Annotated in this window: 17 protein-coding genes, 2 tRNA genes and 3 rRNA genes; 17 read left to right on the forward strand and 5 right to left on the reverse strand. The window is 54.5% G+C overall.

Annotated elements, in window-relative coordinates; all coding sequences use genetic code 11:
- Positions 1–21: 21 nt before the first annotated feature.
- The gene (gene ubiD / locus NQ842_RS01900; protein ID WP_014833690.1) at positions 22–1,527 is read left to right on the forward strand and encodes a 4-hydroxy-3-polyprenylbenzoate decarboxylase; all 1,506 of its coding nucleotides are present in this window, start codon (positions 22–24) and stop codon (positions 1,525–1,527) included.
- A gap of 30 nt (positions 1,528–1,557) precedes the next feature.
- Positions 1,558–2,259, forward strand: a complete 702-nt coding sequence (gene fre, locus NQ842_RS01905) for an NAD(P)H-flavin reductase (RefSeq protein ID WP_014833689.1) — start codon at positions 1,558–1,560, stop codon at positions 2,257–2,259.
- 161 nt (positions 2,260–2,420) lie between these two features.
- Here fre and fadA read toward each other — a convergent pair whose 3' ends face one another.
- Both fadA and fadB read right to left on the reverse strand, forming a co-directional pair.
- Entirely contained in the window at positions 2,421–3,584 is a 1,164-nt protein-coding gene (fadA, locus tag NQ842_RS01910) for an acetyl-CoA C-acyltransferase FadA (protein ID WP_025757514.1), read from the reverse strand.
- Between the two features lie 9 nt (positions 3,585–3,593).
- On the reverse strand, positions 3,594–5,783 hold the full coding sequence (fadB, locus tag NQ842_RS01915) for a fatty acid oxidation complex subunit alpha FadB (protein ID WP_047360235.1): 2,190 nt from the start codon (positions 5,781–5,783) through the stop codon (positions 3,594–3,596).
- Between the two features lie 190 nt (positions 5,784–5,973).
- Here fadB and pepQ point away from each other — a divergent pair, with 190 nt between their 5' ends.
- From pepQ to NQ842_RS01975, 12 genes are all read left to right on the forward strand, one after another.
- The gene (gene pepQ / locus NQ842_RS01920) at positions 5,974–7,305 is read left to right on the forward strand and encodes a Xaa-Pro dipeptidase (protein ID WP_014833686.1); all 1,332 of its coding nucleotides are present in this window, start codon (positions 5,974–5,976) and stop codon (positions 7,303–7,305) included.
- The gene (locus NQ842_RS01925) at positions 7,305–7,919 is read left to right on the forward strand and encodes an IMPACT family protein (RefSeq protein WP_014833685.1); all 615 of its coding nucleotides are present in this window, start codon (positions 7,305–7,307) and stop codon (positions 7,917–7,919) included. The genes pepQ and NQ842_RS01925 overlap by 1 nt, the downstream gene beginning before the upstream one ends.
- Before the next feature lie 40 nt (positions 7,920–7,959).
- Positions 7,960–9,411 carry a Trk system potassium transporter TrkH gene (gene trkH / locus NQ842_RS01930; RefSeq protein WP_013099227.1) on the forward strand — a complete coding sequence of 484 codons (1,452 nt, stop codon included), beginning with the start codon at positions 7,960–7,962 and terminating at the stop codon, positions 9,409–9,411.
- A 10-nt stretch (positions 9,412–9,421) separates the two neighbouring features.
- Entirely contained in the window at positions 9,422–9,967 is a 546-nt protein-coding gene (gene hemG, locus NQ842_RS01935; protein ID WP_014833683.1) for a menaquinone-dependent protoporphyrinogen IX dehydrogenase, read from the forward strand.
- A gap of 355 nt (positions 9,968–10,322) precedes the next feature.
- Positions 10,323–11,862: ribosomal RNA gene (locus NQ842_RS01940) — 16S ribosomal RNA — on the forward strand.
- A 69-nt stretch (positions 11,863–11,931) separates the two neighbouring features.
- A tRNA-Ile gene (locus tag NQ842_RS01945) sits at positions 11,932–12,008 on the forward strand.
- 36 nt (positions 12,009–12,044) lie between these two features.
- Positions 12,045–12,120, forward strand: a tRNA-Ala gene (locus tag NQ842_RS01950).
- A 171-nt stretch (positions 12,121–12,291) separates the two neighbouring features.
- Positions 12,292–15,195: ribosomal RNA gene (locus NQ842_RS01955) — 23S ribosomal RNA — on the forward strand.
- A 70-nt stretch (positions 15,196–15,265) separates the two neighbouring features.
- Positions 15,266–15,381, forward strand: a 5S ribosomal RNA gene (gene rrf, locus NQ842_RS01960).
- Together the 16S, 23S and 5S rRNA genes with 2 tRNA genes alongside form the textbook arrangement of a ribosomal RNA operon.
- Positions 15,382–15,507: 126 nt before the next feature.
- Entirely contained in the window at positions 15,508–16,536 is a 1,029-nt protein-coding gene (gene murB, locus NQ842_RS01965; protein WP_050860722.1) for a UDP-N-acetylmuramate dehydrogenase, read from the forward strand.
- On the forward strand, positions 16,533–17,495 hold the full coding sequence (birA, locus tag NQ842_RS01970; RefSeq protein WP_014833681.1) for a bifunctional biotin--[acetyl-CoA-carboxylase] ligase/biotin operon repressor BirA: 963 nt from the start codon (positions 16,533–16,535) through the stop codon (positions 17,493–17,495). Before murB ends, birA begins: the two co-directional genes overlap by 4 nt.
- 16 nt (positions 17,496–17,511) lie before the next feature.
- On the forward strand, positions 17,512–18,501 hold the full coding sequence (locus NQ842_RS01975) for a glycosyl hydrolase family 8 (RefSeq protein WP_373371745.1): 990 nt from the start codon (positions 17,512–17,514) through the stop codon (positions 18,499–18,501).
- A gap of 35 nt (positions 18,502–18,536) precedes the next feature.
- Here NQ842_RS01975 and bcsG read toward each other — a convergent pair whose 3' ends face one another.
- The 3 genes from bcsG to bcsE are packed head-to-tail and all read right to left on the reverse strand — an operon-like array spanning position 18,537 to position 21,962.
- Entirely contained in the window at positions 18,537–20,216 is a 1,680-nt protein-coding gene (bcsG, locus tag NQ842_RS01980) for a cellulose biosynthesis protein BcsG (RefSeq protein WP_257256448.1), read from the reverse strand.
- Positions 20,209–20,406 carry a cellulose biosynthesis protein BcsF gene (gene bcsF / locus NQ842_RS01985; protein ID WP_046889679.1) on the reverse strand — a complete coding sequence of 66 codons (198 nt, stop codon included), beginning with the start codon at positions 20,404–20,406 and terminating at the stop codon, positions 20,209–20,211. The genes bcsG and bcsF overlap by 8 nt, the downstream gene beginning before the upstream one ends.
- Positions 20,400–21,962, reverse strand: a complete 1,563-nt coding sequence (gene bcsE, locus NQ842_RS01990; protein ID WP_014833677.1) for a cellulose biosynthesis c-di-GMP-binding protein BcsE — start codon at positions 21,960–21,962, stop codon at positions 20,400–20,402. The genes bcsF and bcsE overlap by 7 nt, the downstream gene beginning before the upstream one ends.
- Before the next feature lie 173 nt (positions 21,963–22,135).
- On the opposite strand from bcsE, the gene bcsR reads away from it, so the two are divergent.
- From bcsR to bcsA, 3 genes are read left to right on the forward strand one after another with little or no spacing between them, the layout of a single operon-like run.
- Positions 22,136–22,324, forward strand: coding sequence for a cellulose biosynthesis protein BcsR (gene bcsR / locus NQ842_RS01995; RefSeq protein ID WP_013099220.1), 189 nt, complete (start codon positions 22,136–22,138; stop codon positions 22,322–22,324).
- A gap of 11 nt (positions 22,325–22,335) precedes the next feature.
- Positions 22,336–23,088 carry a cellulose biosynthesis protein BcsQ gene (gene bcsQ / locus NQ842_RS02000; RefSeq protein ID WP_014833676.1) on the forward strand — a complete coding sequence of 251 codons (753 nt, stop codon included), beginning with the start codon at positions 22,336–22,338 and terminating at the stop codon, positions 23,086–23,088.
- Positions 23,085–25,700, forward strand: coding sequence for a UDP-forming cellulose synthase catalytic subunit (bcsA, locus tag NQ842_RS02005; protein ID WP_257256449.1), 2,616 nt, complete (start codon positions 23,085–23,087; stop codon positions 25,698–25,700). The genes bcsQ and bcsA overlap by 4 nt, the downstream gene beginning before the upstream one ends.
- The last annotated feature ends 8 nt before the right edge of the window (positions 25,701–25,708 follow it).

The following is a 25,708-nucleotide window of genomic DNA, read 5'->3' on the forward strand; positions in this document are numbered from 1 at the left end:
TGAAGCGCTTACAGAGAGGCCATGATTAACTGCATGAAATACCACGATCTCCGCGACTTCCTGACGCTGCTGGAAAAGCAGGGCGAACTCAAACGCATTACGCTTCCTGTCGATCCTTATCTGGAAATGACAGAAATTGCTGACCGCACCCTGCGTGCCGGTGGTCCGGCGCTTCTGTTTGAAAACCCGAAAGGTTATTCAATGCCGGTGCTGTGCAACCTGTTTGGGACACCTCGGCGTGTGGCGTTGGGCATGGGGCAAGAGGACGTCACCGCGTTACGTGAAGTAGGTAAACTTCTCGCGTTTCTGAAAGAGCCGGAGCCACCGAAAGGCTTCCGCGATCTGTTCGATAAACTGCCGCAGTTTAAGCAGGTACTGAACATGCCAACCAAACGCCTTCGCGGCGCGCCATGCCAGCAGAAAGTGCTGGAAGGCGATGCGGTTGATCTGACCAAAATCCCGATCATGCAGTGCTGGCCTGAAGATGCTGCGCCACTCATCACCTGGGGGCTCACCGTCACACGCGGGCCACACAAAGAGCGTCAAAATCTGGGTATTTACCGCCAGCAGCTGATTGGCAAGAATAAGCTCATTATGCGCTGGCTGTCGCATCGCGGTGGCGCGCTGGATTTCCAGGAGTGGTGCGCTGCGCACCCGGGCGAGCGTTTTCCGGTCTCTGTTGCGTTAGGTGCCGACCCCGCCACCATTCTGGGCGCGGTCACGCCAGTGCCGGATACGCTGTCGGAATATGCCTTCGCAGGACTGCTGCGTGGCACCAAAACGGAAGTCGTGAAGTGTATCTCTAACGACCTCGAAGTGCCCGCGAGTGCAGAGATTGTCCTGGAAGGTTACATTGAACAGGGCGAGCTGGCACCCGAAGGCCCGTACGGTGACCACACGGGCTATTATAACGAAGTGGATAACTTCCCGGTGTTTACCGTCACGCACATTACCCAGCGTGAAGATGCGATTTATCACTCCACCTATACCGGACGTCCACCGGACGAACCCGCAGTGCTGGGCGTGGCGCTGAATGAAGTGTTTGTGCCGATCCTGCAAAAGCAGTTCCCGGAAATTGTTGATTTCTATTTGCCGCCTGAAGGATGCTCGTATCGCCTGGCGGTGGTCACAATGAAGAAGCAGTATCCTGGCCACGCGAAACGGGTGATGATGGGCGTATGGTCTTTCCTGCGCCAGTTTATGTATACCAAATTTGTGATTGTCTGCGATGATGACGTTAACGCCCGCGACTGGAATGATGTTATCTGGGCCATTACCACGCGAATGGATCCGGCACGCGACACGGTGTTAGTGGAAAACACGCCGATAGATTATCTGGATTTTGCCTCGCCGGTTTCCGGTCTTGGCTCAAAAATGGGACTGGATGCCACAAATAAATGGCCTGGCGAAACCGACCGTGAATGGGGTCGCCCGATCAAGAAAGATCCTGCTGTGACCGCGCGAATTGACGCGATCTGGGACGAACTGGCCATAATGAGTAACGGTAAACCGCAGGCTGACCGTTAAGCCCTATAGACTTCCCGACAGAGAGAGCGAATGACAACCTTAAGCTGTAAAGTGACCTCGGTAGATGCTATCACCGACACCGTATATCGCGTCCGTTTAGTGCCTGAAGCGGCATTCTCTTTCCGTGCTGGTCAGTACCTGATGGTCGTGATGGATGAACGTGATAAGCGTCCTTTCTCTATGGCCTCAACGCCAGCGGAGCAGGAATTTATTGAGCTTCATATTGGTGCGTCAGAGCTTAACCTGTATGCGATGGCGGTGATGGATCGGATCCTGAAGGAACGCGAAATCGTAGTGGATATTCCACACGGTGAAGCGTGGCTGCGCGATGACGAAGACCGTCCACTGATTCTGATCGCTGGTGGCACAGGCTTCTCGTATGTGCGCTCTATTCTGTTGACCGCACTGGCCCGTAATCCAGACCGTGATATCACCATTTACTGGGGTGGCCGCGAAGAGAAACATCTCTACGACCTCTCTGAGCTGGAAGCGCTGAGCGTTAACCATCCCAACCTGCGTGTTGAGCCGGTGGTTGAGCAGCCGGAAGAGGGCTGGCGTGGGCGTAGCGGGACGGTGCTGACGGCGGTACTGCAGGATCATGGCACGCTGGCAGGGCACGACATCTATATCGCGGGCCGCTTTGAGATGGCGAAAATTGCCCGTGACCTGTTCTGTAACGAACGTGATGCACGTGAAGATCGTCTGTTTGGCGATGCGTTTGCGTTTATCTAAATAAAAAACCCGCCCCTGACAGGCGGGAAGAACGGCAACTAAACTGTCTCTCTTCGCCAATGGCGTCACTTGCGGTGAGGTACCTCTCGTAGGCCGGGAAAGCGCAGCGCCTCCCGGCAAAAGCCCGATGGCGCGATGCTTATCGGGCCTACGTTATCGCCTTACACTCTCTCAAACACCGTCGCGATACCCTGACCCAACCCAATACACATCGTTGCCAGACCAAACTGCGCATCTTTGCGTTCCATCAGGTTAATCAGCGTTGTGCTAATACGCGCCCCGGAGCAGCCCAGCGGGTGACCGAGGGCGATCGCGCCGCCGTTGAGGTTAATCTTCTCGTCGATCTGCTCCATCAGCCCAAGATCTTTGATGCACGGCAGGATCTGCGCGGCGAACGCTTCATTCATCTCAAACAGGTCGATATCGCTGGTGGTCAATCCCGCTTTTTTCAGCGCCAGCTTCGAGGCCGGAACCGGGCCGTAGCCCATGATTGAAGGATCGCATCCTACAACCGCCATCGAACGTACCCGAGCGCGTGGCGTTAACCCCAGCTCGCGGGCGCGGCTTTCGCTCATAACCAGCATCGCGGCCGCTCCGTCAGACAGCGCTGACGAGGTCCCTGCTGTAACCGTGCCGGTAACCGGGTCAAACGCCGGACGCAGTGTGGACAGCGCTTCAACGGTGGTTTCTGGACGGATCACTTCGTCGTAGCTGAACTGTTTCAGAACGCCGTCAGCGTCGTGGCCGCCGGTCGGGATGATCTCATTCTTAAACGCGCCGGATTGCGTGGCGGCCCATGCGCGAGCATGAGAACGCGCGGCAAAGGTATCCTGCATTTCACGGCTGATGCCGTGCAGACGGGACAGCATTTCGGCGGTCAGTCCCATCATGCCTGCGGCTTTCGCCACGTTACGACTCATGCCAGGGTGGAAATCGACCCCGTGGCTCATTGGCACATGGCCCATGTGTTCCACGCCGCCGACCAGGCAGGCCTGGGCATCGCCGGTCATGATCATACGCGCCGCATCATGCAGCGCCTGCATTGAGGAACCGCACAGACGGTTGACGGTCACTGCCGGCACCGAATGCGGGATCTCCGCCAGCAGTGACGCATTACGGGCAATGTTGAAGCCCTGCTCAAGTGTCTGTTGCACACAGCCCCAGTAGATATCGTCGAGCGCAGCCGGGTCCAGCGCCGGATTACGCGCCAGCAGGCTACGCATCAGGTGCGCTGAGAGATCCTCAGCACGCACGTTACGGAAGGCACCGCCTTTTGAACGGCCCATTGGGGTGCGAATCGCATCAACAATGACAACCTTTTCCATTGTGACTCCTTAAGCCGTTTTCAGCTCGCCAACCGGGCGGGCTGGCTCAACTGCTGGGTAATAGGGTTCGTTATGGCGCGCTTTGTTACGCAGCCCTTCCGGCACGTCATACAGCGGACCGAGGTGTTGATACTGCTGCACCATATCGAGATAGCGGGCGCTGCCGAGCGTATCCAGCCAGCGGAACGCGCCGCCGTGGAACGGAGGGAAGCCCAGGCCATAGACCAGCGCCATATCGGCCTCTGCCGGGCTGGCGATAATGCCTTCTTCGAGGCAACGCACCACTTCGTTGATCATTGGAATCATCATCCGGGCGATGATTTCATCGTCCGTGAAGTCACGTTTTGGCTGACTCACCCCGGCCAGCAGGCTATCCACCGCCGGATCTTCTTCTTTCTTCGGTTTGCCTTTGCTGTCTTCTTTATAGCGCCAGAAGCCCAGACCGTTTTTCTGACCAAAACGGTTGGCGTCAAACAGGGCGTCAATCGCATCGCGATAATCTTTCTGCATGCGCTGCGGGAAACCCGCGGCCATAACCGCCTGTGCATGATGCGCGGTATCAATGCCAACCACATCCAGCAGATACGCCGGACCCATTGGCCAGCCGAACTGTTTTTCCATCACTTTGTCGACTTTGCGGAAGTCCGCGCCGTCGCGCAGCAGCTGGCTGAAACCAGCGAAGTAAGGGAACAGCACGCGGTTGACGAAAAAGCCCGGGCAGTCGTTGACCACGATCGGGGTTTTGCCCATCTTGCTGGCCCACGCCACCACTTTTGCGATGGTGTCGTCAGAGGTTTTTTCACCGCGGATCACTTCGACCAGTGGCATACGGTGCACCGGGTTGAAGAAATGCATTCCGCAGAAGTTTTCCGGGCGCTTCAGGACGCTTGCCAGCTCGCTAATCGGAATCGTCGAGGTGTTAGAGGCCAGTACGGTCTCCGGACGCACTTTCTCTTCCGTTTCGGCCAGCACCGCTTTCTTCACTTTCGGGTTCTCTACCACGGCCTCAACCACCACATCGACGCGGTCAAAACCGGTGTATTCCAGTACGGGCTGGATAGTAGAGATCACGCCTGAGAGTTTCAGACCGTCAATTTTGCCGCGTTCCAGCTGTTTATTGAGCAGCTTGGCCGCTTCGGTCATCCCCAGCGTCAGGGATTTCTCGCTGATGTCTTTCATCACCACCGGCACGCCCTTCCAGGCGGACTGGTAAGCGATGCCGCCGCCCATAATGCCTGCGCCAAGTACCGCCGCATGTTTTGGCGTCTCAACGTTTTTCGTCAGCTGTTTTGCTTTGCCTTTCACGAACTGATCGTTGAGGAAGATGCCAACCAGCGCGCGGGCTTCATTGGTGTGTGCCAGCGGGACAAAGCTCTGGTTTTCGAGCTTCAGTGCTTCGTCGCGGCCAAAGCGGGCTGCGGCTTCAATGGTTTTCACCGCCGTGATCGGCGCCGGGTAGTGTTTACCCGCCGTCTGCATCACCATACCTTTGGCGATGGTGAAGCTCATGGCCGCTTCAATCTTGCTGAGCTTTAACGGCTCCAGTTTCGGCTGGCGTTTGGCCTTCCAGTCGAGATCACCGTTAATGGCCTGGCGCAGAATGGCAAGGGAGCCTTCAATCAGTTTTTCTGGTTTCACGACGCCATCGACCAGGCCGATTTTTTGTGCCTGCTCTGCGCCGACATCTTTACCTGCGGCAATGATTTCCAGGGCGCTGTCGGCGCCCAGCATGCGCGGCATACGTACGGAGCCGCCAAAGCCCGGCATAATGCCCAATTTGGTTTCCGGCAGACCGATGCGCAGATCCGGCGTGGCAAGGCGGTAGTCGGTGGCCAGCACGCATTCACAGCCGCCGCCCAGCGCGTAGCCGTTAACGGCGGAAAGGGTCGGGACAGGCAGATCTTCCAGACGATTGAAGACGCTGTTGGCAAAGTGCAGCCACTGGCTCAGCTGTTCTTCAGGCACCAGGAACAGTGAAAGAAATTCGGTGATATCGGCACCGACAATAAAGGCCGCTTTGTTCGAGCGCAGCAGCAGCCCTTTTAAATCAGTTTGCTTTTCAAGTACATCCAGCGCCTGGCCAAGACTGGCCACCGTCGCGGTATCGAGCTTATTGACTGAGCCGGGGGCATCGAACACCAGTTCGGCAATGCCATCTTCCAGCCAGTTGAGGTACAGGGTGTCGCCTTTGTAGAGCATGTCAGTCTCCTGAATCCAGCAAGTGGATCTGGTCATACCAGATGAGTCGGAGTGTGGGATTTATGTTAATAAAATGCAAATTACTCATTAAGAAATTGCTGCATTGATCACGGTCGGTGGAAATCACGCAGCCGGAGACAGGTGTGCTAAGATGCGAGGACTTGAGGTCAAAAAAACGAAAGGAAGAATGATGGACTCACTGGCTTCGCTTTATAAAAATCATATCGTTACCCTACAGGAACGTACCCGTGATGTACTCGCCCGCTTTAAGCTGGATGCGCTGTTAATCCACTCCGGCGAGCTGATGAATACCTTTCTGGACGACCATGCGTATCCGTTTAAGGTTAACCCGCAGTTTAAGGCCTGGGTGCCGGTAACCCAGGTGCCAAATTGCTGGTTGCTGGTGGATGGCGTGAACAAGCCGAAACTGTGGTTCTATCTGCCAGTCGATTACTGGCACAACGTTGAGCCACTGCCGACCAGCTTCTGGACAGAAGAAGTGGACGTTATTGCGTTACCAAAAGCCGACGGTATTGGCAGCCTGTTGCCAGCCGCGCGTGGCAATATCGCCTACATTGGTCCGGTACCCGAGCGTGCGCTGGGGCTGGATATCCCGGCAGACAAACTCAACCCGAAAGGGGTGCTGGATTATCTGCACTATTACCGCGCGTATAAAACCGACTACGAACTTTACTGCATGCGTGAAGCGCAAAAAACGGCGGTGAATGGCCACCGTGCGGCGCATGAAGCGTTCCAGTCCGGTATGAGCGAGTTCGATATCAATCAGGCATACCTCACCGCGACCGGTCACCGTGATACCGATGTGCCGTACAGCAACATCGTCGCCCTGAATGAACATGCGTCTGTGCTGCATTACACCAAACTGGATCACCATGTGCCGTCTGAGATGCGCAGCTTCCTGCTGGACGCGGGTGCAGAGTACAACGGCTACGCGGCAGACCTGACCCGTACCTGGGCGGCCAATGCGGATACCGATTTTGCGCACCTGATTAAAGACGTCAACGATGAGCAACTGGCGCTGATCAGCACCATGAAAGCCGGAACCAGCTATGTGGATTACCACATCCAGTTCCATCAGCGCATCGCTAAACTGCTGCGTAAACACCAGATTGTGAAAGACATGAGCGAAGAGGCGATGGTCGAAAACGATCTGACCGGGCCCTTTATGCCGCACGGTATCGGCCACCCGCTGGGTCTGCAGGTACACGATGTCGCGGGCTTTATGCAGGATGATACCGGCACGCACCTTGCCGCGCCGTCTAAATATCCTTACCTGCGCTGCACGCGTATTCTTGAACCGCGCATGGTGCTGACCATTGAACCGGGGATCTACTTTATCGAATCGCTGTTAGCGCCATGGCGCGAAGGTCAGTTCAGCAAGCACTTCAACTGGGAAAAAATTGACGCGCTGAAACCGTTTGGCGGCATTCGTATCGAAGATAACGTGGTGATTCATGAGAACGGTATCGAGAATATGACGCGAGACCTGAAGCTGGCCTGATGGAAAGCTGGCTGATACCGGCTGAACCGGTCACCTTTGTTGAGGAAATCAAGAAAAGCCGCTTTATTACGCTGCTGGCACACACCGACGGCGTAGAGGCGGCAAAGGCATTTGTAGAGTCTGTCCGCGCTGCGCATCCTGATGCACGTCATCACTGCGTGGCGTGGGTCGCCGGGCCGCCGGACGACTCGCAGCAGCTGGGGTTTTCTGATGACGGTGAGCCTGCGGGCACTGCCGGTAAACCCATGCTTTCCCAGCTCATGGGCAGCGGTGTGGGCGAAATAACCGCCGTGGTCGTTCGTTACTACGGCGGCATCTTGTTAGGTACCGGTGGGCTGGTGAAAGCCTATGGCGGTGGCGTACAGCAGGCGCTTAATATGTTGGTCACCACCCGCAAAACGCCACTCACCGAATATACTTTGTTGTGCGACTACGCCCAGCTATCGGGTGTCGAAGCGCTGCTCAAACAGTTTAACGGTGTGATTGCACACAGTGATTACCAGGCAATGGTGCAATTGCGTGTGGCGCTTCCTCAGGCTGAACTGGCTGCTTTTTCGGCAAAACTGGCGGATTTTAGTCGCGGTTCGTTGCAATTGCTGCCGATTGAAGAATAATCCCCACCTCACTTTTTGAATACCAAAGGAAGCGGCAGAGATGCATTTTCGTGCCATAACCCGAATCGTTGGACTGCTGGTCATACTTTTTTCCGGGACGATGATTCTCCCAGGACTGGTGGCGCTTATCTACCGGGACGGTGCGGGGCGGGCATTTACCCAGACCTTCTTTGTCGCACTGGCGATTGGCTCACTGCTGTGGTGGCCAAACCGTCGTCAGAAAGGTGAGTTGAAATCACGTGAAGGGTTTCTGATTGTGGTGCTGTTCTGGACGGTGCTGGGGAGCGTCGGTTCGCTGCCCTTTATCTTCTCCGAACAACCCAACCTGAGCATCACAGATGCCTTTTTTGAATCCTTCTCCGGCTTAACGACCACCGGGGCGACAACGCTGGTGGGGCTGGATTCGTTACCCCACGCCATTCTCTTTTATCGCCAGATGCTGCAATGGTTCGGTGGTATGGGGATCATCGTCCTGGCTGTGGCTATCCTGCCGATTCTGGGCGTCGGGGGCATGCAGCTGTACCGGGCAGAAATGCCGGGGCCACTGAAAGATAACAAGATGCGCCCGCGTATTGCCGAGACGGCGAAAACCCTGTGGCTGATTTATGTTTTACTGACTGTCGCCTGTGCGCTGGCGCTGTGGTTTGCCGGCATGCCTGCGTTCGATGCCATTGGGCACAGCTTCGCGACAATCGCCATCGGCGGATTCTCTACCCACGATGCCAGCGTGGGCTACTTTGATAGCCCAACTATTAATACGATTATCGCTATTTTCCTGCTGATCTCCGGCTGTAACTACGGTCTACACTTCTCATTACTCAGCGGACGTAGCCTTAAGGTGTACTGGCGCGATCCGGAGTTCCGCATGTTTATTGGCGTCCAGCTCACGCTGGTGGTCATCTGTACGCTGGTGCTCTGGTTCCACGATGTCTATAACTCGGCGTTGACCACGCTAAACCAGGCGTTCTTCCAGGTGGTGTCGATGGCGACAACCGCAGGCTTTACCACGGACAGCATTGCCCGTTGGCCGCTGTTCCTGCCCGTGCTGCTGTTGTGCTCTGCGTTTATTGGCGGCTGCGCCGGATCGACGGGCGGTGGCCTGAAGGTGATTCGTATTCTGTTGCTCTTTAAGCAGGGGAACCGTGAGTTAAAACGCCTGGTGCACCCGAATGCGGTCTATAGCATCAAGCTGGGTAACCGGGCACTGCCGGAACGTATCCTTGAAGCGGTGTGGGGGTTCTTCTCGGCGTATGCCCTGGTCTTTATCGTCAGTATGCTGGCGATCATCGCGACGGGGGTGGATGATTTCTCTGCCTTTGCGTCCGTTGTGGCAACACTTAATAACCTCGGGCCTGGCCTGGGGGTCGTGGCGGATAACTTTGCCAGTATGAACCCGGTCGCGAAATGGATCTTAATCGCCAATATGCTGTTTGGGCGTCTCGAGGTCTTTACGCTGCTGGTGCTGTTCACCCCAACATTCTGGCGCGAATAAGGAGTCGTCGGTGAAAACACTTATTCTTTTCTCTACGCGAGACGGGCAAACGCGTGAGATTGCCTCTTATCTGGCTTCTGAATTAAAAGAGCTGGGCATTTACTCTGATGTGGTGAACCTGAACCGTACGGAGCAAATCACCTGGCAGGATTACGATCGTGTAGTCATCGGGGCGTCTATTCGTTACGGTCATTTCCATCCTGCGCTGGATCGCTTTGTGAAAAAGCATACGGCGGTACTCAATAAGCTCCCAGGGGCGTTCTACTCGGTCAACCTGGTGGCGCGCAAAGCAGAAAAGCGTACACCGCAGACCAACAGCTACACGCGCAAGTTTTTACTGAACTCTCCGTGGCGGCCAGATCTCTGCGCGGTCTTTGCAGGGGCGCTGCGTTATCCTCGCTATCGCTGGTATGACCGCTTTATGATTCGCCTGATTATGAAAATGACCGGCGGTGAAACCGATACGCGTAAAGAAGTGGTTTATACCGACTGGTCTCAGGTGGCCAGTTTTGCGCGGGAAATCGCGCATTTATCACGCGATTCGCAGCGTAAATAAGCACGGAGTTTGAAAAGTGAGCGAACGAAAAGTTTTTTGTATTTTGTGCTTGTCACTTTAGAATAACTCCCTATAATGCGCCTCCACTGACACGGAACAACGGCACACACGCCGCCGGGTCAGCAGAGAAAAGCAAATTAAACGCTTGACTCTGAAGCGGGAAAGCGTAATATGCACACCCCGCGCCGCAGCGAAAACGAAGCGGCACTGCTCTTTAACAATTTATCAGACAATCTGTGTGGGCACTCAAAGTGACATGGATTCTTAATGTCCTCGGACACTAAATGAATACCAAGTCTCAACGAGTGAACACGTAATTCATTACGAAGTTTAATTCATTGAGCATCAAACTTTTAAATTGAAGAGTTTGATCATGGCTCAGATTGAACGCTGGCGGCAGGCCTAACACATGCAAGTCGAACGGTAGCACAGAGAGCTTGCTCTCGGGTGACGAGTGGCGGACGGGTGAGTAATGTCTGGGAAACTGCCTGATGGAGGGGGATAACTACTGGAAACGGTAGCTAATACCGCATAACGTCGCAAGACCAAAGAGGGGGACCTTCGGGCCTCTTGCCATCAGATGTGCCCAGATGGGATTAGCTAGTAGGTGGGGTAACGGCTCACCTAGGCGACGATCCCTAGCTGGTCTGAGAGGATGACCAGCCACACTGGAACTGAGACACGGTCCAGACTCCTACGGGAGGCAGCAGTGGGGAATATTGCACAATGGGCGCAAGCCTGATGCAGCCATGCCGCGTGTATGAAGAAGGCCTTCGGGTTGTAAAGTACTTTCAGCGGGGAGGAAGGTGTTGTGGTTAATAACCACAGCAATTGACGTTACCCGCAGAAGAAGCACCGGCTAACTCCGTGCCAGCAGCCGCGGTAATACGGAGGGTGCAAGCGTTAATCGGAATTACTGGGCGTAAAGCGCACGCAGGCGGTCTGTCAAGTCGGATGTGAAATCCCCGGGCTCAACCTGGGAACTGCATTCGAAACTGGCAGGCTAGAGTCTTGTAGAGGGGGGTAGAATTCCAGGTGTAGCGGTGAAATGCGTAGAGATCTGGAGGAATACCGGTGGCGAAGGCGGCCCCCTGGACAAAGACTGACGCTCAGGTGCGAAAGCGTGGGGAGCAAACAGGATTAGATACCCTGGTAGTCCACGCCGTAAACGATGTCGATTTGGAGGTTGTGCCCTTGAGGTGTGGCTTCCGGAGCTAACGCGTTAAATCGACCGCCTGGGGAGTACGGCCGCAAGGTTAAAACTCAAATGAATTGACGGGGGCCCGCACAAGCGGTGGAGCATGTGGTTTAATTCGATGCAACGCGAAGAACCTTACCTGGTCTTGACATCCACAGAACTTTCCAGAGATGGATTGGTGCCTTCGGGAACTGTGAGACAGGTGCTGCATGGCTGTCGTCAGCTCGTGTTGTGAAATGTTGGGTTAAGTCCCGCAACGAGCGCAACCCTTATCCTTTGTTGCCAGCGGTTAGGCCGGGAACTCAAAGGAGACTGCCAGTGATAAACTGGAGGAAGGTGGGGATGACGTCAAGTCATCATGGCCCTTACGACCAGGGCTACACACGTGCTACAATGGCGCATACAAAGAGAAGCGACCTCGCGAGAGCAAGCGGACCTCATAAAGTGCGTCGTAGTCCGGATTGGAGTCTGCAACTCGACTCCATGAAGTCGGAATCGCTAGTAATCGTAGATCAGAATGCTACGGTGAATACGTTCCCGGGCCTTGTACACACCGCCCGTCACACCATGGGAGTGGGTTGCAAAAGAAGTAGGTAGCTTAACCTTCGGGAGGGCGCTTACCACTTTGTGATTCATGACTGGGGTGAAGTCGTAACAAGGTAACCGTAGGGGAACCTGCGGTTGGATCACCTCCTTACCTTAAAGAACCTGCCTTTGTAGTGCTCACACAGATTGTCTGATGAAAAACAGCAGTAAAAACCTCTACAGGCTTGTAGCTCAGGTGGTTAGAGCGCACCCCTGATAAGGGTGAGGTCGGTGGTTCAAGTCCACTCAGGCCTACCAAATTTGCAAAGCAAATTTGAAGAGGTTGCAAACGATGGGGCTATAGCTCAGCTGGGAGAGCGCCTGCTTTGCACGCAGGAGGTCTGCGGTTCGATCCCGCATAGCTCCACCATCTTTTACTGCGAACACAAGAAAACTTCAGAGTGAACCTGAAAAGGTGCACTGCGAAGTTTTGCTCTTTAAAAATCTGGATCAAGCTGAAAATTGAAACGACACACATGTTATGTGTGTTCGAGTCTCTCAAATTTTCGCAACCATGAAGTGAAACATCTTCGGGTTGTGAGGTTAAGCGACTAAGCGTACACGGTGGATGCCCTGGCAGTCAGAGGCGATGAAGGACGTGCTAATCTGCGAAAAGCGCCGGCGAGGTGATATGAACCCTTGACCCGGCGATGTCCGAATGGGGAAACCCAGTGTGATTCGTCACACTATCGTTAACTGAATACATAGGTTAACGAGGCGAACCGGGGGAACTGAAACATCTAAGTACCCCGAGGAAAAGAAATCAACCGAGATTCCCCCAGTAGCGGCGAGCGAACGGGGAGCAGCCCAGAGTCTGAATCAGCTTGTGTGTTAGTGGAAGCGTCTGGAAAGTCGCACGGTACAGGGTGACAGTCCCGTACACGAAAATGCACAGGCTGTGAACTCGAAGAGTAGGGCGGGACACGTGGTATCCTGTCTGAATATGGGGGGACCATCCTCCAAGGCTAAATACTCCTGACTGACCGATAGTGAACCAGTACCGTGAGGGAAAGGCGAAAAGAACCCCGGCGAGGGGAGTGAAAAAGAACCTGAAACCGTGTACGTACAAGCAGTGGGAGCACCTTCGGGTGTGACTGCGTACCTTTTGTATAATGGGTCAGCGACTTATATTCTGTAGCAAGGTTAACCGTATAGGGGAGCCGAAGGGAAACCGAGTCTTAACTGGGCGTTAAGTTGCAGGGTATAGACCCGAAACCCGGTGATCTAGCCATGGGCAGGTTGAAGGTTGGGTAACACTAACTGGAGGACCGAACCGACTAATGTTGAAAAATTAGCGGATGACTTGTGGCTGGGGGTGAAAGGCCAATCAAACCGGGAGATAGCTGGTTCTCCCCGAAAGCTATTTAGGTAGCGCCTCGTGAACTCATCTTCGGGGGTAGAGCACTGTTTCGGCTAGGGGGCCATCCCGGCTTACCAACCCGATGCAAACTACGAATACCGAAGAATGTTATCACGGGAGACACACGGCGGGTGCTAACGTCCGTCGTGAAGAGGGAAACAACCCAGACCGCCAGCTAAGGTCCCAAAGTCATGGTTAAGTGGGAAACGATGTGGGAAGGCCCAGACAGCCAGGATGTTGGCTTAGAAGCAGCCATCATTTAAAGAAAGCGTAATAGCTCACTGGTCGAGTCGGCCTGCGCGGAAGATGTAACGGGGCTAAACCATGCACCGAAGCTGCGGCAGCGACACTATGTGTTGTTGGGTAGGGGAGCGTTCTGTAAGCCGTTGAAGGTGGCCTGTGAGGGTTGCTGGAGGTATCAGAAGTGCGAATGCTGACATAAGTAACGATAAAGCGGGTGAAAAGCCCGCTCGCCGGAAGACCAAGGGTTCCTGTCCAACGTTAATCGGGGCAGGGTGAGTCGACCCCTAAGGCGAGGCCGAAAGGCGTAGTCGATGGGAAACAGGTTAATATTCCTGTACTTGGTGTTACTGCGAAGGGGGGACGGAGAAGGCTATGTTAGCCGGGCGACGGTTGTCCCGGTTTAAGCATGTAGGCGGAGGTTCCAGGTAAATCCGGTACCTTTTTAACGCTGAGGTGTGATGACGAGGCACTACGGTGCTGAAGTAACAAATGCCCTGCTTCCAGGAAAAGCCTCTAAGCATCAGGTAACACGAAATCGTACCCCAAACCGACACAGGTGGTCAGGTAGAGAATACCAAGGCGCTTGAGAGAACTCGGGTGAAGGAACTAGGCAAAATGGTGCCGTAACTTCGGGAGAAGGCACGCTGATATGTAGGTGAAGCCCCTGCGGGTGGAGCTGAAATCAGTCGAAGATACCAGCTGGCTGCAACTGTTTATTAAAAACACAGCACTGTGCAAACACGAAAGTGGACGTATACGGTGTGACGCCTGCCCGGTGCCGGAAGGTTAATTGATGGGGTTAGCGGTAACGCGAAGCTCTTGATCGAAGCCCCGGTAAACGGCGGCCGTAACTATAACGGTCCTAAGGTAGCGAAATTCCTTGTCGGGTAAGTTCCGACCTGCACGAATGGCGTAATGATGGCCAGGCTGTCTCCACCCGAGACTCAGTGAAATTGAACTCGCTGTGAAGATGCAGTGTACCCGCGGCAAGACGGAAAGACCCCGTGAACCTTTACTATAGCTTGACACTGAACACTGGTCCTTGATGTGTAGGATAGGTGGGAGGCTTTGAAGCGTGGACGCCAGTCTGCGTGGAGCCAACCTTGAAATACCACCCTTTAATGGCTGGTGTTCTAACGTAGACCCGTGATCCGGGTTGCGGACAGTGTCTGGTGGGTAGTTTGACTGGGGCGGTCTCCTCCCAAAGAGTAACGGAGGAGCACGAAGGTTAGCTAATCCTGGTCGGACATCAGGAGGTTAGTGCAATGGCATAAGCTAGCTTGACTGCGAGAGTGACGGCTCGAGCAGGTGCGAAAGCAGGTCATAGTGATCCGGTGGTTCTGAATGGAAGGGCCATCGCTCAACGGATAAAAGGTACTCCGGGGATAACAGGCTGATACCGCCCAAGAGTTCATATCGACGGCGGTGTTTGGCACCTCGATGTCGGCTCATCACATCCTGGGGCTGAAGTAGGTCCCAAGGGTATGGCTGTTCGCCATTTAAAGTGGTACGCGAGCTGGGTTTAGAACGTCGTGAGACAGTTCGGTCCCTATCTGCCGTGGGCGCTGGAGAATTGAGGGGGGCTGCTCCTAGTACGAGAGGACCGGAGTGGACGCATCACTGGTGTTCGGGTTGTCATGCCAATGGCACTGCCCGGTAGCTAAATGCGGAAGAGATAAGTGCTGAAAGCATCTAAGCACGAAACTTGCCCCGAGATGAGTTCTCCCTGAGACTTAAAGTCTCCTGAAGGAACGTTGAAGACGACGACGTTGATAGGTCGGGTGTGTAAGCGCAGCGATGCGTTGAGCTAACCGATACTAATGAACCGTGAGGCTTAACCTTACAACGCCGAAGCTGTTTCGGCGGACGAGAGACAGAAGATTTTCAGCCTGATACAGATTAACAGAATTTGCCTGGCGGCTTTAGCGCGGTGGTCCCACCTGACCCCATGCCGAACTCAGAAGTGAAACGCCGTAGCGCCGATGGTAGTGTGGGGTCTCCCCATGTGAGAGTAGGGAACTGCCAGGCATTAATTAAGTGAAGAGGCCATCCGAAAGGATGGCCTTTTTGCGTTTCCAGACCGCACAAACTATTCCCCCACAACCCGCTGCTTATACGGTAAACTACCTGCGTTTTTGCATCAGGATAGCGCCTATGAACCACTCCCTTAAGCCCTGGAATACCTTTGGTATTCAACGGAATGCTAATCAAATTGTACGCGCCGATACGGCCCAGCAACTGCTGGATGCATGGCAAAGCGCAACAGAAAACAACGAACCCGTACTGATTCTGGGCGAAGGCAGTAATGTCCTGTTTCTCGATGATTTTGCCGGGACGGTCATTATTAACCGCATCATGGGAATTGATGTCGAAGAGTGTGCCGACAGCTGGCGTTTGCACGTAGGTGCTGGCGAAAACTGGCATCAACTGGTGCAATATACCCTCGAAAACGGGATGCCGGGGCTGGAAAACCTGGCTCTCATCCCGGGCTGCGCGGGATCATCACCTATTCAAAATATCGGTGCGTACGGCATTGAACTCAAACACGTGTGTGACTATGTCGACTGCATTGAGCTGGCGACGGGTACGGCCCAGCGTTTAACGGCAGAGCAGTGCCGTTTTGGCTATCGTGACAGCATTTTCAAACACGAATATCAGGATCGCTACGTTATTGTCGCCGTAGGCCTGCGTTTGTCTAAAACCTGGCAGCCGGTGCTGACCTATGGTGATTTAACGCGTCTCGATCCGGCAACCGTGACCCCGCGCGATGTGTTTGACTCGGTTTGCCACATGCGAATGACCAAACTGCCCGATCCCAAAGTAAACGGAAATGCTGGCAGTTTCTTCAAAAACCCCGTGATAAGCAGCGAAAATGCAAAAGCATTGCTGGCGGGATGGCCCTCAGCCCCCCATTACCCGCAGGCGGATGGCAGCGTCAAGCTGGCCGCAGGGTGGCTTATCGATCAATGCCAGCTAAAAGGCACAGCTGTAGGTGGCGCGGCAGTTCACCGCCAACAGGCACTGGTGCTGATTAATCAACACGATGCGACCAGTGACGACGTCGTGCAACTGGCGCATCAGGTGCGTCAGAAAGTGGGAGAAAAATTTAACGTCTGGCTGGAGCCGGAAGTCCGCTTCATAGGTCGTACGGGTGAAGTGAATGCCGTGGAGGTCATCGAGTGAAGGACAATACCATCCCGTTAACCCTGATTGGCATCCTTGCCGATGGTGAGTTTCATTCAGGGGAACAATTAGGCGAGCAACTGGGTATGAGCCGTGCTGCCATTAATAAACATATTCAGACCCTCCGCGACTGGGGGGTTGATGTCTTCACCGTGCCCGGAAAAGGCTACAGTCTGCCGGAGCCCATTCAGCTTCTGAATGAAGAGCTCATCCGCAGCCAGATAGGGCATGGCAACGTGGCCGTATTGCCGGTAATCGATTCGACAAACCAGTACCTTCTGGAACGGATAAGCGAACTGGCATCAGGGGATGCCTGCGTTGCAGAGTACCAGCAGGCCGGGCGTGGTCGCCGTGGGCGCAAGTGGTTTTCACCGTTTGGCGCTAATCTCTATCTTTCCATGTACTGGCGCCTTGATCAGGGCCCTGCTGCCGCCGTAGGCCTCAGTCTGGTGATCGGGATTGTGATGGCGGAAGTTCTGCACGAACTTGGCGCGGATAAAGTACGGGTTAAATGGCCGAACGACCTCTACCTGAACGATCGTAAGCTTGCCGGTATCCTGGTCGAACTGACGGGAAAAACAGGCGATGCTGCGCAAATTGTCATTGGTGCCGGTCTCAACATGGTGATGCGAAATGTGCAAAGCGATGTGGTGAATCAGGCGTGGACCAATCTTCAGGAAGCGGGGATCACCATCGACCGCAACACGCTTGCCGTGCGTATGATTAAAGAGCTGCGTACCTCCCTGTCTCTCTTTGAACAAGAAGGGCTGGCATCGTTTCTGTCTCGTTGGGAAAAACTCGATAACTTTATCAACCGACCGGTGAAACTGCTGATTGGCGATAAAGAGATCTACGGTATCTCCCGCGGCATTGATGCGCAGGGCGCCCTGCTTCTGGAGCAGGATGGCGTCATCAAGCCCTGGGTAGGCGGTGAGATCTCCCTGCGCAGCGCGGAATAACCGGACTGAGTGAATGATGCGAAAATCTGTCTGCGCCACACTGGTCGTGATGAGTTTGCTGGTCTCTCCACTCTCTCATGCCGGTCAGGCCTGGGAGAGTTATAAAGCACGCTTCTTCAAACCGGAAGGACGCATTGTCGATACCGGCAATGGCAGCGTTTCGCATACCGAAGGTCAGGGATTCGCCATGCTGATGGCGGTGGCCAACGACGATAAAACCGCGTTTGACACGCTCTGGAAGTGGACCGACAGCACCCTTAAGAATAAAGACAACGGTCTTTATTACTGGCGCTATAACCCCGCTGAAACTGACCCGGTCGCTGACAAAAATAACGCTTCCGATGGCGATGTACTGATTGCCTGGGCACTGTTAAAAGCGAACGCGCGCTGGCATGACCAACGCTACATCCGTGCGTCGGATGCCATCACGAAGGCGCTGGTTTCCCACAACGTCATCCGGTATGCGGGTTATCGCGTCATGTTGCCGGGCGTTCAGGGATTTAAGCTGGACAACGAGGTGGTGCTCAACCCCTCTTATTTCATTTTCCCGGCCTGGCAGGCGTTTGCCGAACGCAGTCATTTGCCGGTCTGGCGTGAATTGATGAAGGACGGGCAACAGCTACTGGCCCAAATGGGGTCGGGTAAAGCCGGGTTGCCCACGGACTGGGTCTCGCTGGACGCGAAAGGGAAGCTGGTACCCGCCAGTGCCTGGCCGCCACGTATGAGCTATGACGCCATCCGCATTCCGCTGTACGTCGCCTGGGCTGATAAAAAAAGCCCGCTGCTGACACCGTGGCGGACCTGGTTCGGCCAGTTCCCACGGGAACACACTCCCGCGTGGGTTAACGTCACCACGAATGAATATGCCCCCTATATGATGGCAGGCGGTCTGCTGGCTGTAAGGGATTTAACGATGGGGCAGTCAACCGGCGAACCCGAAATTACCCCCGAAGATGACTATTATTCCGCGAGCCTGAAGATGCTCGTCTGGCTCGCGGAACAATAATTCCCCCTCCCCAATGGGAAGAGGGTCGGTAGAACTTACTGCGGATAAGGGACCCAGTCTCCGCCGTTCAGGCGAACGTACGGTTTGTTCTGGTACTGAATCACGACCGCGTTAGCGTTCTCAGAGACTTCAGCGGTTTGCGGCAGATTGCTGGTGAGCTGATCCCAGTTCACGCTATCTTCCACAAACAGCTTACCATCGACCGCGCGGGCCACAAGTTCTGAGATCGCCAGATAGCTGGTTGGCTGAGTGATCTCAATTGGCGCGCCCTGATGCGGTGCCTTCATGCCAAAGAATTTAATCCCGGCAGGCACGTTGGTAATGGACGGGCTGGGGATATCGCGCAGACCGGATACCTGCATTCTGTCGCCTTTTAGCGCCCCACCGTGTTCTGGAACGACAACCACCATCACTTTACGGCCTGATTTTTCCAGTTCAGTGAAGAACGCATCCAGCTCATCAAAGAACTTTTGCGCACGCACTTTGTAATCTGCGGTTTTGCTCACGCCAGGGAAGTGGTTACCGTCGTGAAGCGGCAGGGTGTTATAGAACGTCGCGCTACGCGGATTGCTGTCTTTTTCGATGGTTTGCAGCCAGCGCTGTAGCACGGCGGTATCGTCATAGACGGGTGAACCGTCGAAGCCCAACAGCGTAACCGGCAGACCGGTTTGATCCATCAGCGGTGCCTGCATACCCCCTTGTTCACGTACCTCTTTCAGGAAGTTACCGAACTGGCCGTTATGCCCCAGCATCAGGTGCTGCGTAAAGCCCAGTTTTGCCAGGTTATCGAACAGATAACACTGGTTGCCAGCGGGCTGATACAGATTCTTATGCGATGGCTGACCGCAGCTTGCACGCAGCAGACGAATTGCCGCCGGGCCGCTGTACGAGGTGGCAGAGTTAAAGTCTTTAAACTGGATATCGAAATGCGACCAGAGCGGGTGCGACATTAAACCAGCCGCGTCAACATCAGCCCAGGAGAGGGAACAGATGTTGATCACCAGCAGTTCAAACGGCTGGGCATCCGCCGGGAGCGCATCCGGGAATTTAGTCTGACGCTTATCTTCCGCCGTGTAGAAGCTGGAAAGCCAGGCGTTCAGGTTGGTTGAGGTTGGCGGCGCGGTCTGCGCTGGAATATCACCCACCACCGGCGTATCGCCTGCCGTGGTGACGGTTGCTGCCGCACTCCCGCCGGTAGTGGTCACCGTGCTGGTCGGTTGACCGGCTGGCCACAGGGAGAAACTTGGTCCTGCCAGCGTCAGAACGTTCAGCCAGATCATAATGGCGACGACAAACACCGTGACGCGGATCCACTGTGACAGAAACAGCCAGGCAACCAGCAGCACGAAGATCGCGCCAATCATTTGCCAGTTAATAAAGCGTTCGGTCAGGTCGAGCATATAGCTGGCGCTAAATCCCGCCACCTGAGAACCCTGGCTCATGATGCTGTCCGGCCCCGGTAGCCAGGTATCATGCCAGAACAGCGCAAAGCCCACGGGGATGGCAATCCAGTGACGTAAGCGATGCAGCCTGATGTTCGGCAGCGGCATCAACAGGAAGGCCATAAACACCAGGTTGAACAGGGGATGGAAGTTGAGATAGCCAGCCCACAGCAGACCAAACTTCACCAGAAAGTAGAAGTTCCAGCCAGAAAGGCCGCGCCAGTATTGCCAGAGCGGCGAAGGTGACGAAGCGGTATAAGTAGAATTAGTCATGTTTTCGGTCTGCCTTGACGTGTGATGCCCGTGTCAGTGTTCCGGCTGGTTTGACATAGCGAGGTTTGCCAAACACCACTCTGGACGTATCGCGAATACGGCGCAGTGAATGGCGTGCATAGTAACCAAGCGGGAAAAAGATCAGCGCACAGAATACGACCAGTTGAATGATATCGCTGATATTCATGATGGTGCGTTCTCCCCATTCTCAGTTAATAAGCGAAGGGGTTCCGGAACCCGACGCCAGACATGGCCGTCATGCCTTGCATTGAGGATCGGTTTTAAATCGCTCGCCGCAGGGAGCGGTTTAACCCAGTTTTCAGGCGCAAGGGTGCGCATCTGCACCAGCTCAGCGCTGATCAGATTGTCTTCGAACCAAATCATACGGTTCGAGAAAATATCCCCGGTAGGCAGGGGGAAGATATGGTTCAGCGCGGTATCGAGATCGTTCACCCGACAAAAGGACAAAAACAGCACCAAACGGTTGTCGCCAATCGTCATGATGTCCCCGGTACGGTTAGGACGACATAAAGTGAGCGCCTGTTCAACGCGGATCCCCGGCACAGGACGCAGGGCAACCATTACCCCTTTCCCGTCTGCAGGAAGCAGCGTGTTGTTCATCATGTTACCAACGGCATCACAGAAGGTATCCCATTTCTGGTAACCGCGCAGTTTCATTGGCTGGGTCATGGAAAGCAGCGTGGAAATATCTTCCGGTACGTGGCGGTTGAACTGCTGACCCTGCACACTTTCGATGAGCGTCAGGCAGCGTGAGAGTGGGGCATTCCACGGGATCACCATGTTTGCGCCACAGCCCAAAAGCAGACGCTCATCGGTGGCACGCAGGCTGGTATTGTTTTCGCGTACCACTATTTTTAACGCACTGCCGCGCTGACGACGTAAGGTATGAATTTGTCTTGCCAGCGTTTCAATCTGGTTATTCTGCATCAGCGAGAAAACCAGGGTGGCCGCCTGCGTCGTGCGGGCTTCATGAAAAAGCGCTTCATTGGAGTCAAACAGCGACCAGTTTTCAGACAGCGCGGGCGCGCCTTCCAGCACCGCGATATGGCTCAGGATCCGTTTTTCATCGCTGCGCGGTTGCACCACGGTTTCTTCTTGCTGGGCAAGGTGCCACTCACCGTCAATATGGTTAAGCGTAAGCTGTTGTCGGGCGCTCACCCCTTTTTCATTACACCAGAATGCAATATCGTAGAGATAGCTCCCCGCCTGGTCGCGAAGACTTGCCAGGCCGAAAAGAGATCGATATTCACCCATTAAAAGTGAGAACAGCTTATCGTTATTACTGCCGGGATTGATTATCAATAGCGTGCAATTTTGAAATCTTGCCCATTTATTGATTTTTTCCAGCCACTGCAGCAGTTTTTCAGCAGGGATATTTTGCAGGGCGTTATGTGAACATTTAAGAATCAATAAATAGTGATCCGGATCGATGGAGCACTGAATGTCGCGGGACAAAAAGTATAGACTATCTGCTTCTGAGGGCATGGAAAATAATCGCACCGTCTGTGGACCGCGGTCACGTTCCAGGGTGATAATTTTGTTGGGATCGTCGCCCATGCTAATGACCGCCACCCGGGCATCCTTGTTCTGGGCGGAAATTGTCTGGTTTACCAGACTGATAGCATCTTCATTGCGATCCGAATTAATCCACCAGACCCCTCCGACTGGCATGTGGCGCAATTCGTCCCATAATGACTGGATGCCAATAGAAAATATGGAGTCCACGGTGTCCCTCTTTTCGTCTAATTTATCTGTATATCAGTTTACTAGCGAAAGCGTAGAAATAAACCTAACATTGAAATTAAAGAGCATCAGATTTAGCATGTAAATGAAATTTCACCGGGCAGGAAGCCTCGCTACTTCTGAACGTGCGAAGATACTCAAAGGGATGGAAAAAAATGGATAATAATGAACCCGGAACCCCAGTCGATTCGACCCTGGGTTACACATTCCAAAACGATTTTCTGGCGCTGACGCAGGCCTTTTCTTTACCTGAAATAGATTACACCGATATTTCCCAGCGGGAACAGTTGGCCGCGGCTATTAAACGTTGGCCGTTATTAGCTGAATTTACCCAACAACAATAAGGGAGCCATTGATGGCCATACTCGGATTACAGGGCGTCCGTGGTGGAGTGGGTACAACATCCGTTACCGCGGCGCTGGCGTGGTCATTACAGCTTTTAGGTGAATCGGTGCTGGTAATTGATGCCTGCTCCGACAATTTGCTACGTATGTCATTTAACGTCGACTTTACCCGTACCGAGGGTTGGGCCCGCGCGTTGCTTGATGATAAAGACTGGCGTGATGCGGGTCTGCGTTACACTTCCCAGCTTGATTTACTGCCGTTTGGTCAACTGACCACGACGGAACGTGAAAACGAAGCAGCGTATCAACGCTTATTTTCACAATTCACGCTCGCGCTGCAGAGTCTGAAAGAAAAAGGCCATTATCAGTGGATCCTGCTGGATCTGCCACACGGCGCCGGCACGCTGACCCGACAGTTGATTGCACAATGTGACCATGTACTCTCCATTGTGAATGTCGATGCAAATTGCCATATCCGTTTGCATCAGCAAGGGTTGCCGCAGAATAGCCATATCCTGATCAACGATTTACGTATTGGCAGCCAGATCCAGGACGATCTGTATCAGGTTTGGCTGCAAAGCCAGCGCCGCCTGTTGCCGATTGTGATCCATCGTGATGAAGGGATGGCGGAATGTCTCGCCTCCAAACAGCCACTCGGCGAGTACCGCAGCGATTCACTGGCGGCAGAAGAGATCCTGACGCTGGCAAACTGGTGTCTGCTGCACTTCGCCAATGGGGCGGAACCTGCCAGGAGTACGGTATGAGCCGACTCTCCAGCTGGTTACTCATCCCACCGGTCAGTTCGCGCTTAAGCGACCATTACCGGCATTTTCGCCGACATGGCGCGTCGGCGTTTAGCGCCGCGTTCGGCTGTTTCTGGATGATTCTGGCCTGGATGTTCATTCCCCTGGAGCACCCTCGCTGGCAGCGCATTCGTGCGCGACACAGTGAATTGTATCCGCACATTAATCCTGACCGGCCCCGGCCTTTAGATCCGGCACGTTACATTATTCAGGCGATCTGGCTGGTGGTCACCTCTGCGCGCCATGAAAAAAAGACCCCGCACTGGCGTAGTTTCAGCCGGGTCCAGCTTTTACGTGAACGCTATCATCAGTGGCTGGACAGACTGCCTGACCGCGTGGGCGATAAGACCAGCCATCTGGATAACCATAAGGAGCTCGGGCATCTGCACCCGGGCTTGCGGCGTTTTATTCTGGGCGTGATCGTTGTCTTCTCGCTCATTCTGGCGCTGGTCTGTATCACGCAACCCTTTAACCCGCTGGCGCAGTTCACCTTCCTGATCCTGCTGTGGGGCGTGGCGCTGCTGGTGCGGCGTATACCGGGGCGTTTCTCCGCTCTGATGCTGATTGTGTTGTCGCTGACCGTCTCCTGCCGCTATATCTGGTGGCGTTATACCTCAACGCTGAACTGGGACGACCCGGTTAGTCTGATATGCGGTCTGGTGCTGCTGTTTGCAGAAACCTACGCCTGGATCGTGCTGGTGCTGGGCTATTTTCAGGTGATCTGGCCGCTCAACCGCCAGCCAGTTCCGCTGCCAAAAGATACGTCGACGTGGCCGACTGTCGATCTCTTTGTGCCGACCTATAACGAAGACCTGAGCGTGGTGAAAAATACCATTTATGCCGCGCTGGGCATCGACTGGCCCAAAGATAAGCTCAAAATCTGGATCCTGGATGACGGCGGTCGCGCCGCGTTCCGTCAGTTCGCAGAAGAGGTGGGCGTTGAGTATATCGCCCGTACCTCGCACGAGCATGCCAAAGCCGGGAACATCAACAACGCGCTGAAGTATGCAACAGGGGAGTTTGTCTCTATCTTTGACTGCGACCACGTGCCGACGCGCTCGTTCCTGCAGATGACGATGGGCTGGTTCCTGAAAGAGAAAGAGCTGGCGATGATGCAGACGCCGCACCATTTCTTCTCACCGGATCCGTTTGAACGTAACCTTGGTCGTTTCCGTAAAACCCCGAACGAAGGCACCCTGTTCTATGGTCTGGTGCAGGATGGCAACGACATGTGGGATGCGACCTTCTTCTGCGGTTCCTGTGCGGTTATCCGCCGTAAACCGCTGAATGAAATTGGCGGCATCGCGGTTGAAACGGTCACTGAAGATGCGCACACCTCGCTGCGCTTGCATCGCCGCGGCTATACCTCGGCCTATATGCGTATCCCTCAGGCGGCCGGACTGGCGACGGAATCCCTGTCGGCGCATATCGGCCAGCGTATTCGCTGGGCGCGCGGGATGGTACAGATTTTCCGTCTTGATAACCCGCTGCTGGGTAAAGGCCTCAAGCTGGCGCAACGTCTGTGCTACGTCAACGCCATGTTCCACTTCTTATCCGGTATCCCGCGGCTGATCTTCCTGACCGCGCCGCTGGCGTTCCTGCTCCTTCACGCCTATATCATCTACGCACCGGCCCTGATGATTGCGCTGTTTGTTCTGCCGCACATGATCCACGCGAGCCTGACGAACTCGAAGATTCAGGGGAAGTATCGCCATTCGTTCTGGAGTGAAATCTACGAAACGGTGCTGGCCTGGTATATCGCGCCGCCGACAATGGTGGCGCTGATTAACCCGCATAAAGGCAAATTCAACGTCACTGCGAAGGGTGGCCTGGTGGAAGAAGAGTATGTCGACTGGGTGATCTCCCGTCCGTACATCTTCCTGGTGCTGCTGAACATTGTGGGCGTGATTGCCGGTATCTGGCGCTACTTCTACGGTCCGGAAAACGAGATCCTGACGGTGTTCGTCAGTATGGCATGGGTATTCTACAACTTGATTATTCTCGGCGGTGCGGTGGCAGTATCGGTGGAGAGCAAGCAGGTACGTCGTGCGCATCGTGTTGAAATCAGCATGCCTGCGGCGATAGCCCGTGAAGATGGCCATCTCTTCTCCTGTACCGTACACGACTTCTCCGACGGTGGTCTGGGTATCAAAATCAACGGTCAGGCGAAGGTGCTGGAAGGGCAGAAGGTCAACCTGCTGCTTAAGCGCGGCCAGCAGGAGTATGTCTTCCCGACACAGGTTGTGCGTGTGGCAGGCAATGAAGTGGGTCTGCAGCTGATGCCGCTGACCAGGAAGCAACATATTGATTTTGTGCAGTGTACGTTTGCCCGCGCGGATACGTGGGCTCTCTGGCAGGACAGCTTCCCGGAAGATAAACCTCTGGAAAGCCTGCTGGATATTCTGAAGCTGGGGTTCCGTGGCTATCGTCACCTTGCAGAATTTGCCCCGTCGTCGGTGAAAATAATTTTCCGGTCACTTACTTCGCTGGTTTCCTGGGTCGTGTCGTTCATTCCTCGTCGTCCTGAGCGGGATGAGGCGAAGCAGGCGGACCCGGTTATGGCTCAACAATGATGATAACG

It is taken from the genome of Enterobacter cloacae complex sp. R_G8 (assembly GCF_024599795.1).
In the GTDB taxonomy this organism is placed as follows: domain Bacteria; phylum Pseudomonadota; class Gammaproteobacteria; order Enterobacterales; family Enterobacteriaceae; genus Enterobacter; species Enterobacter dissolvens.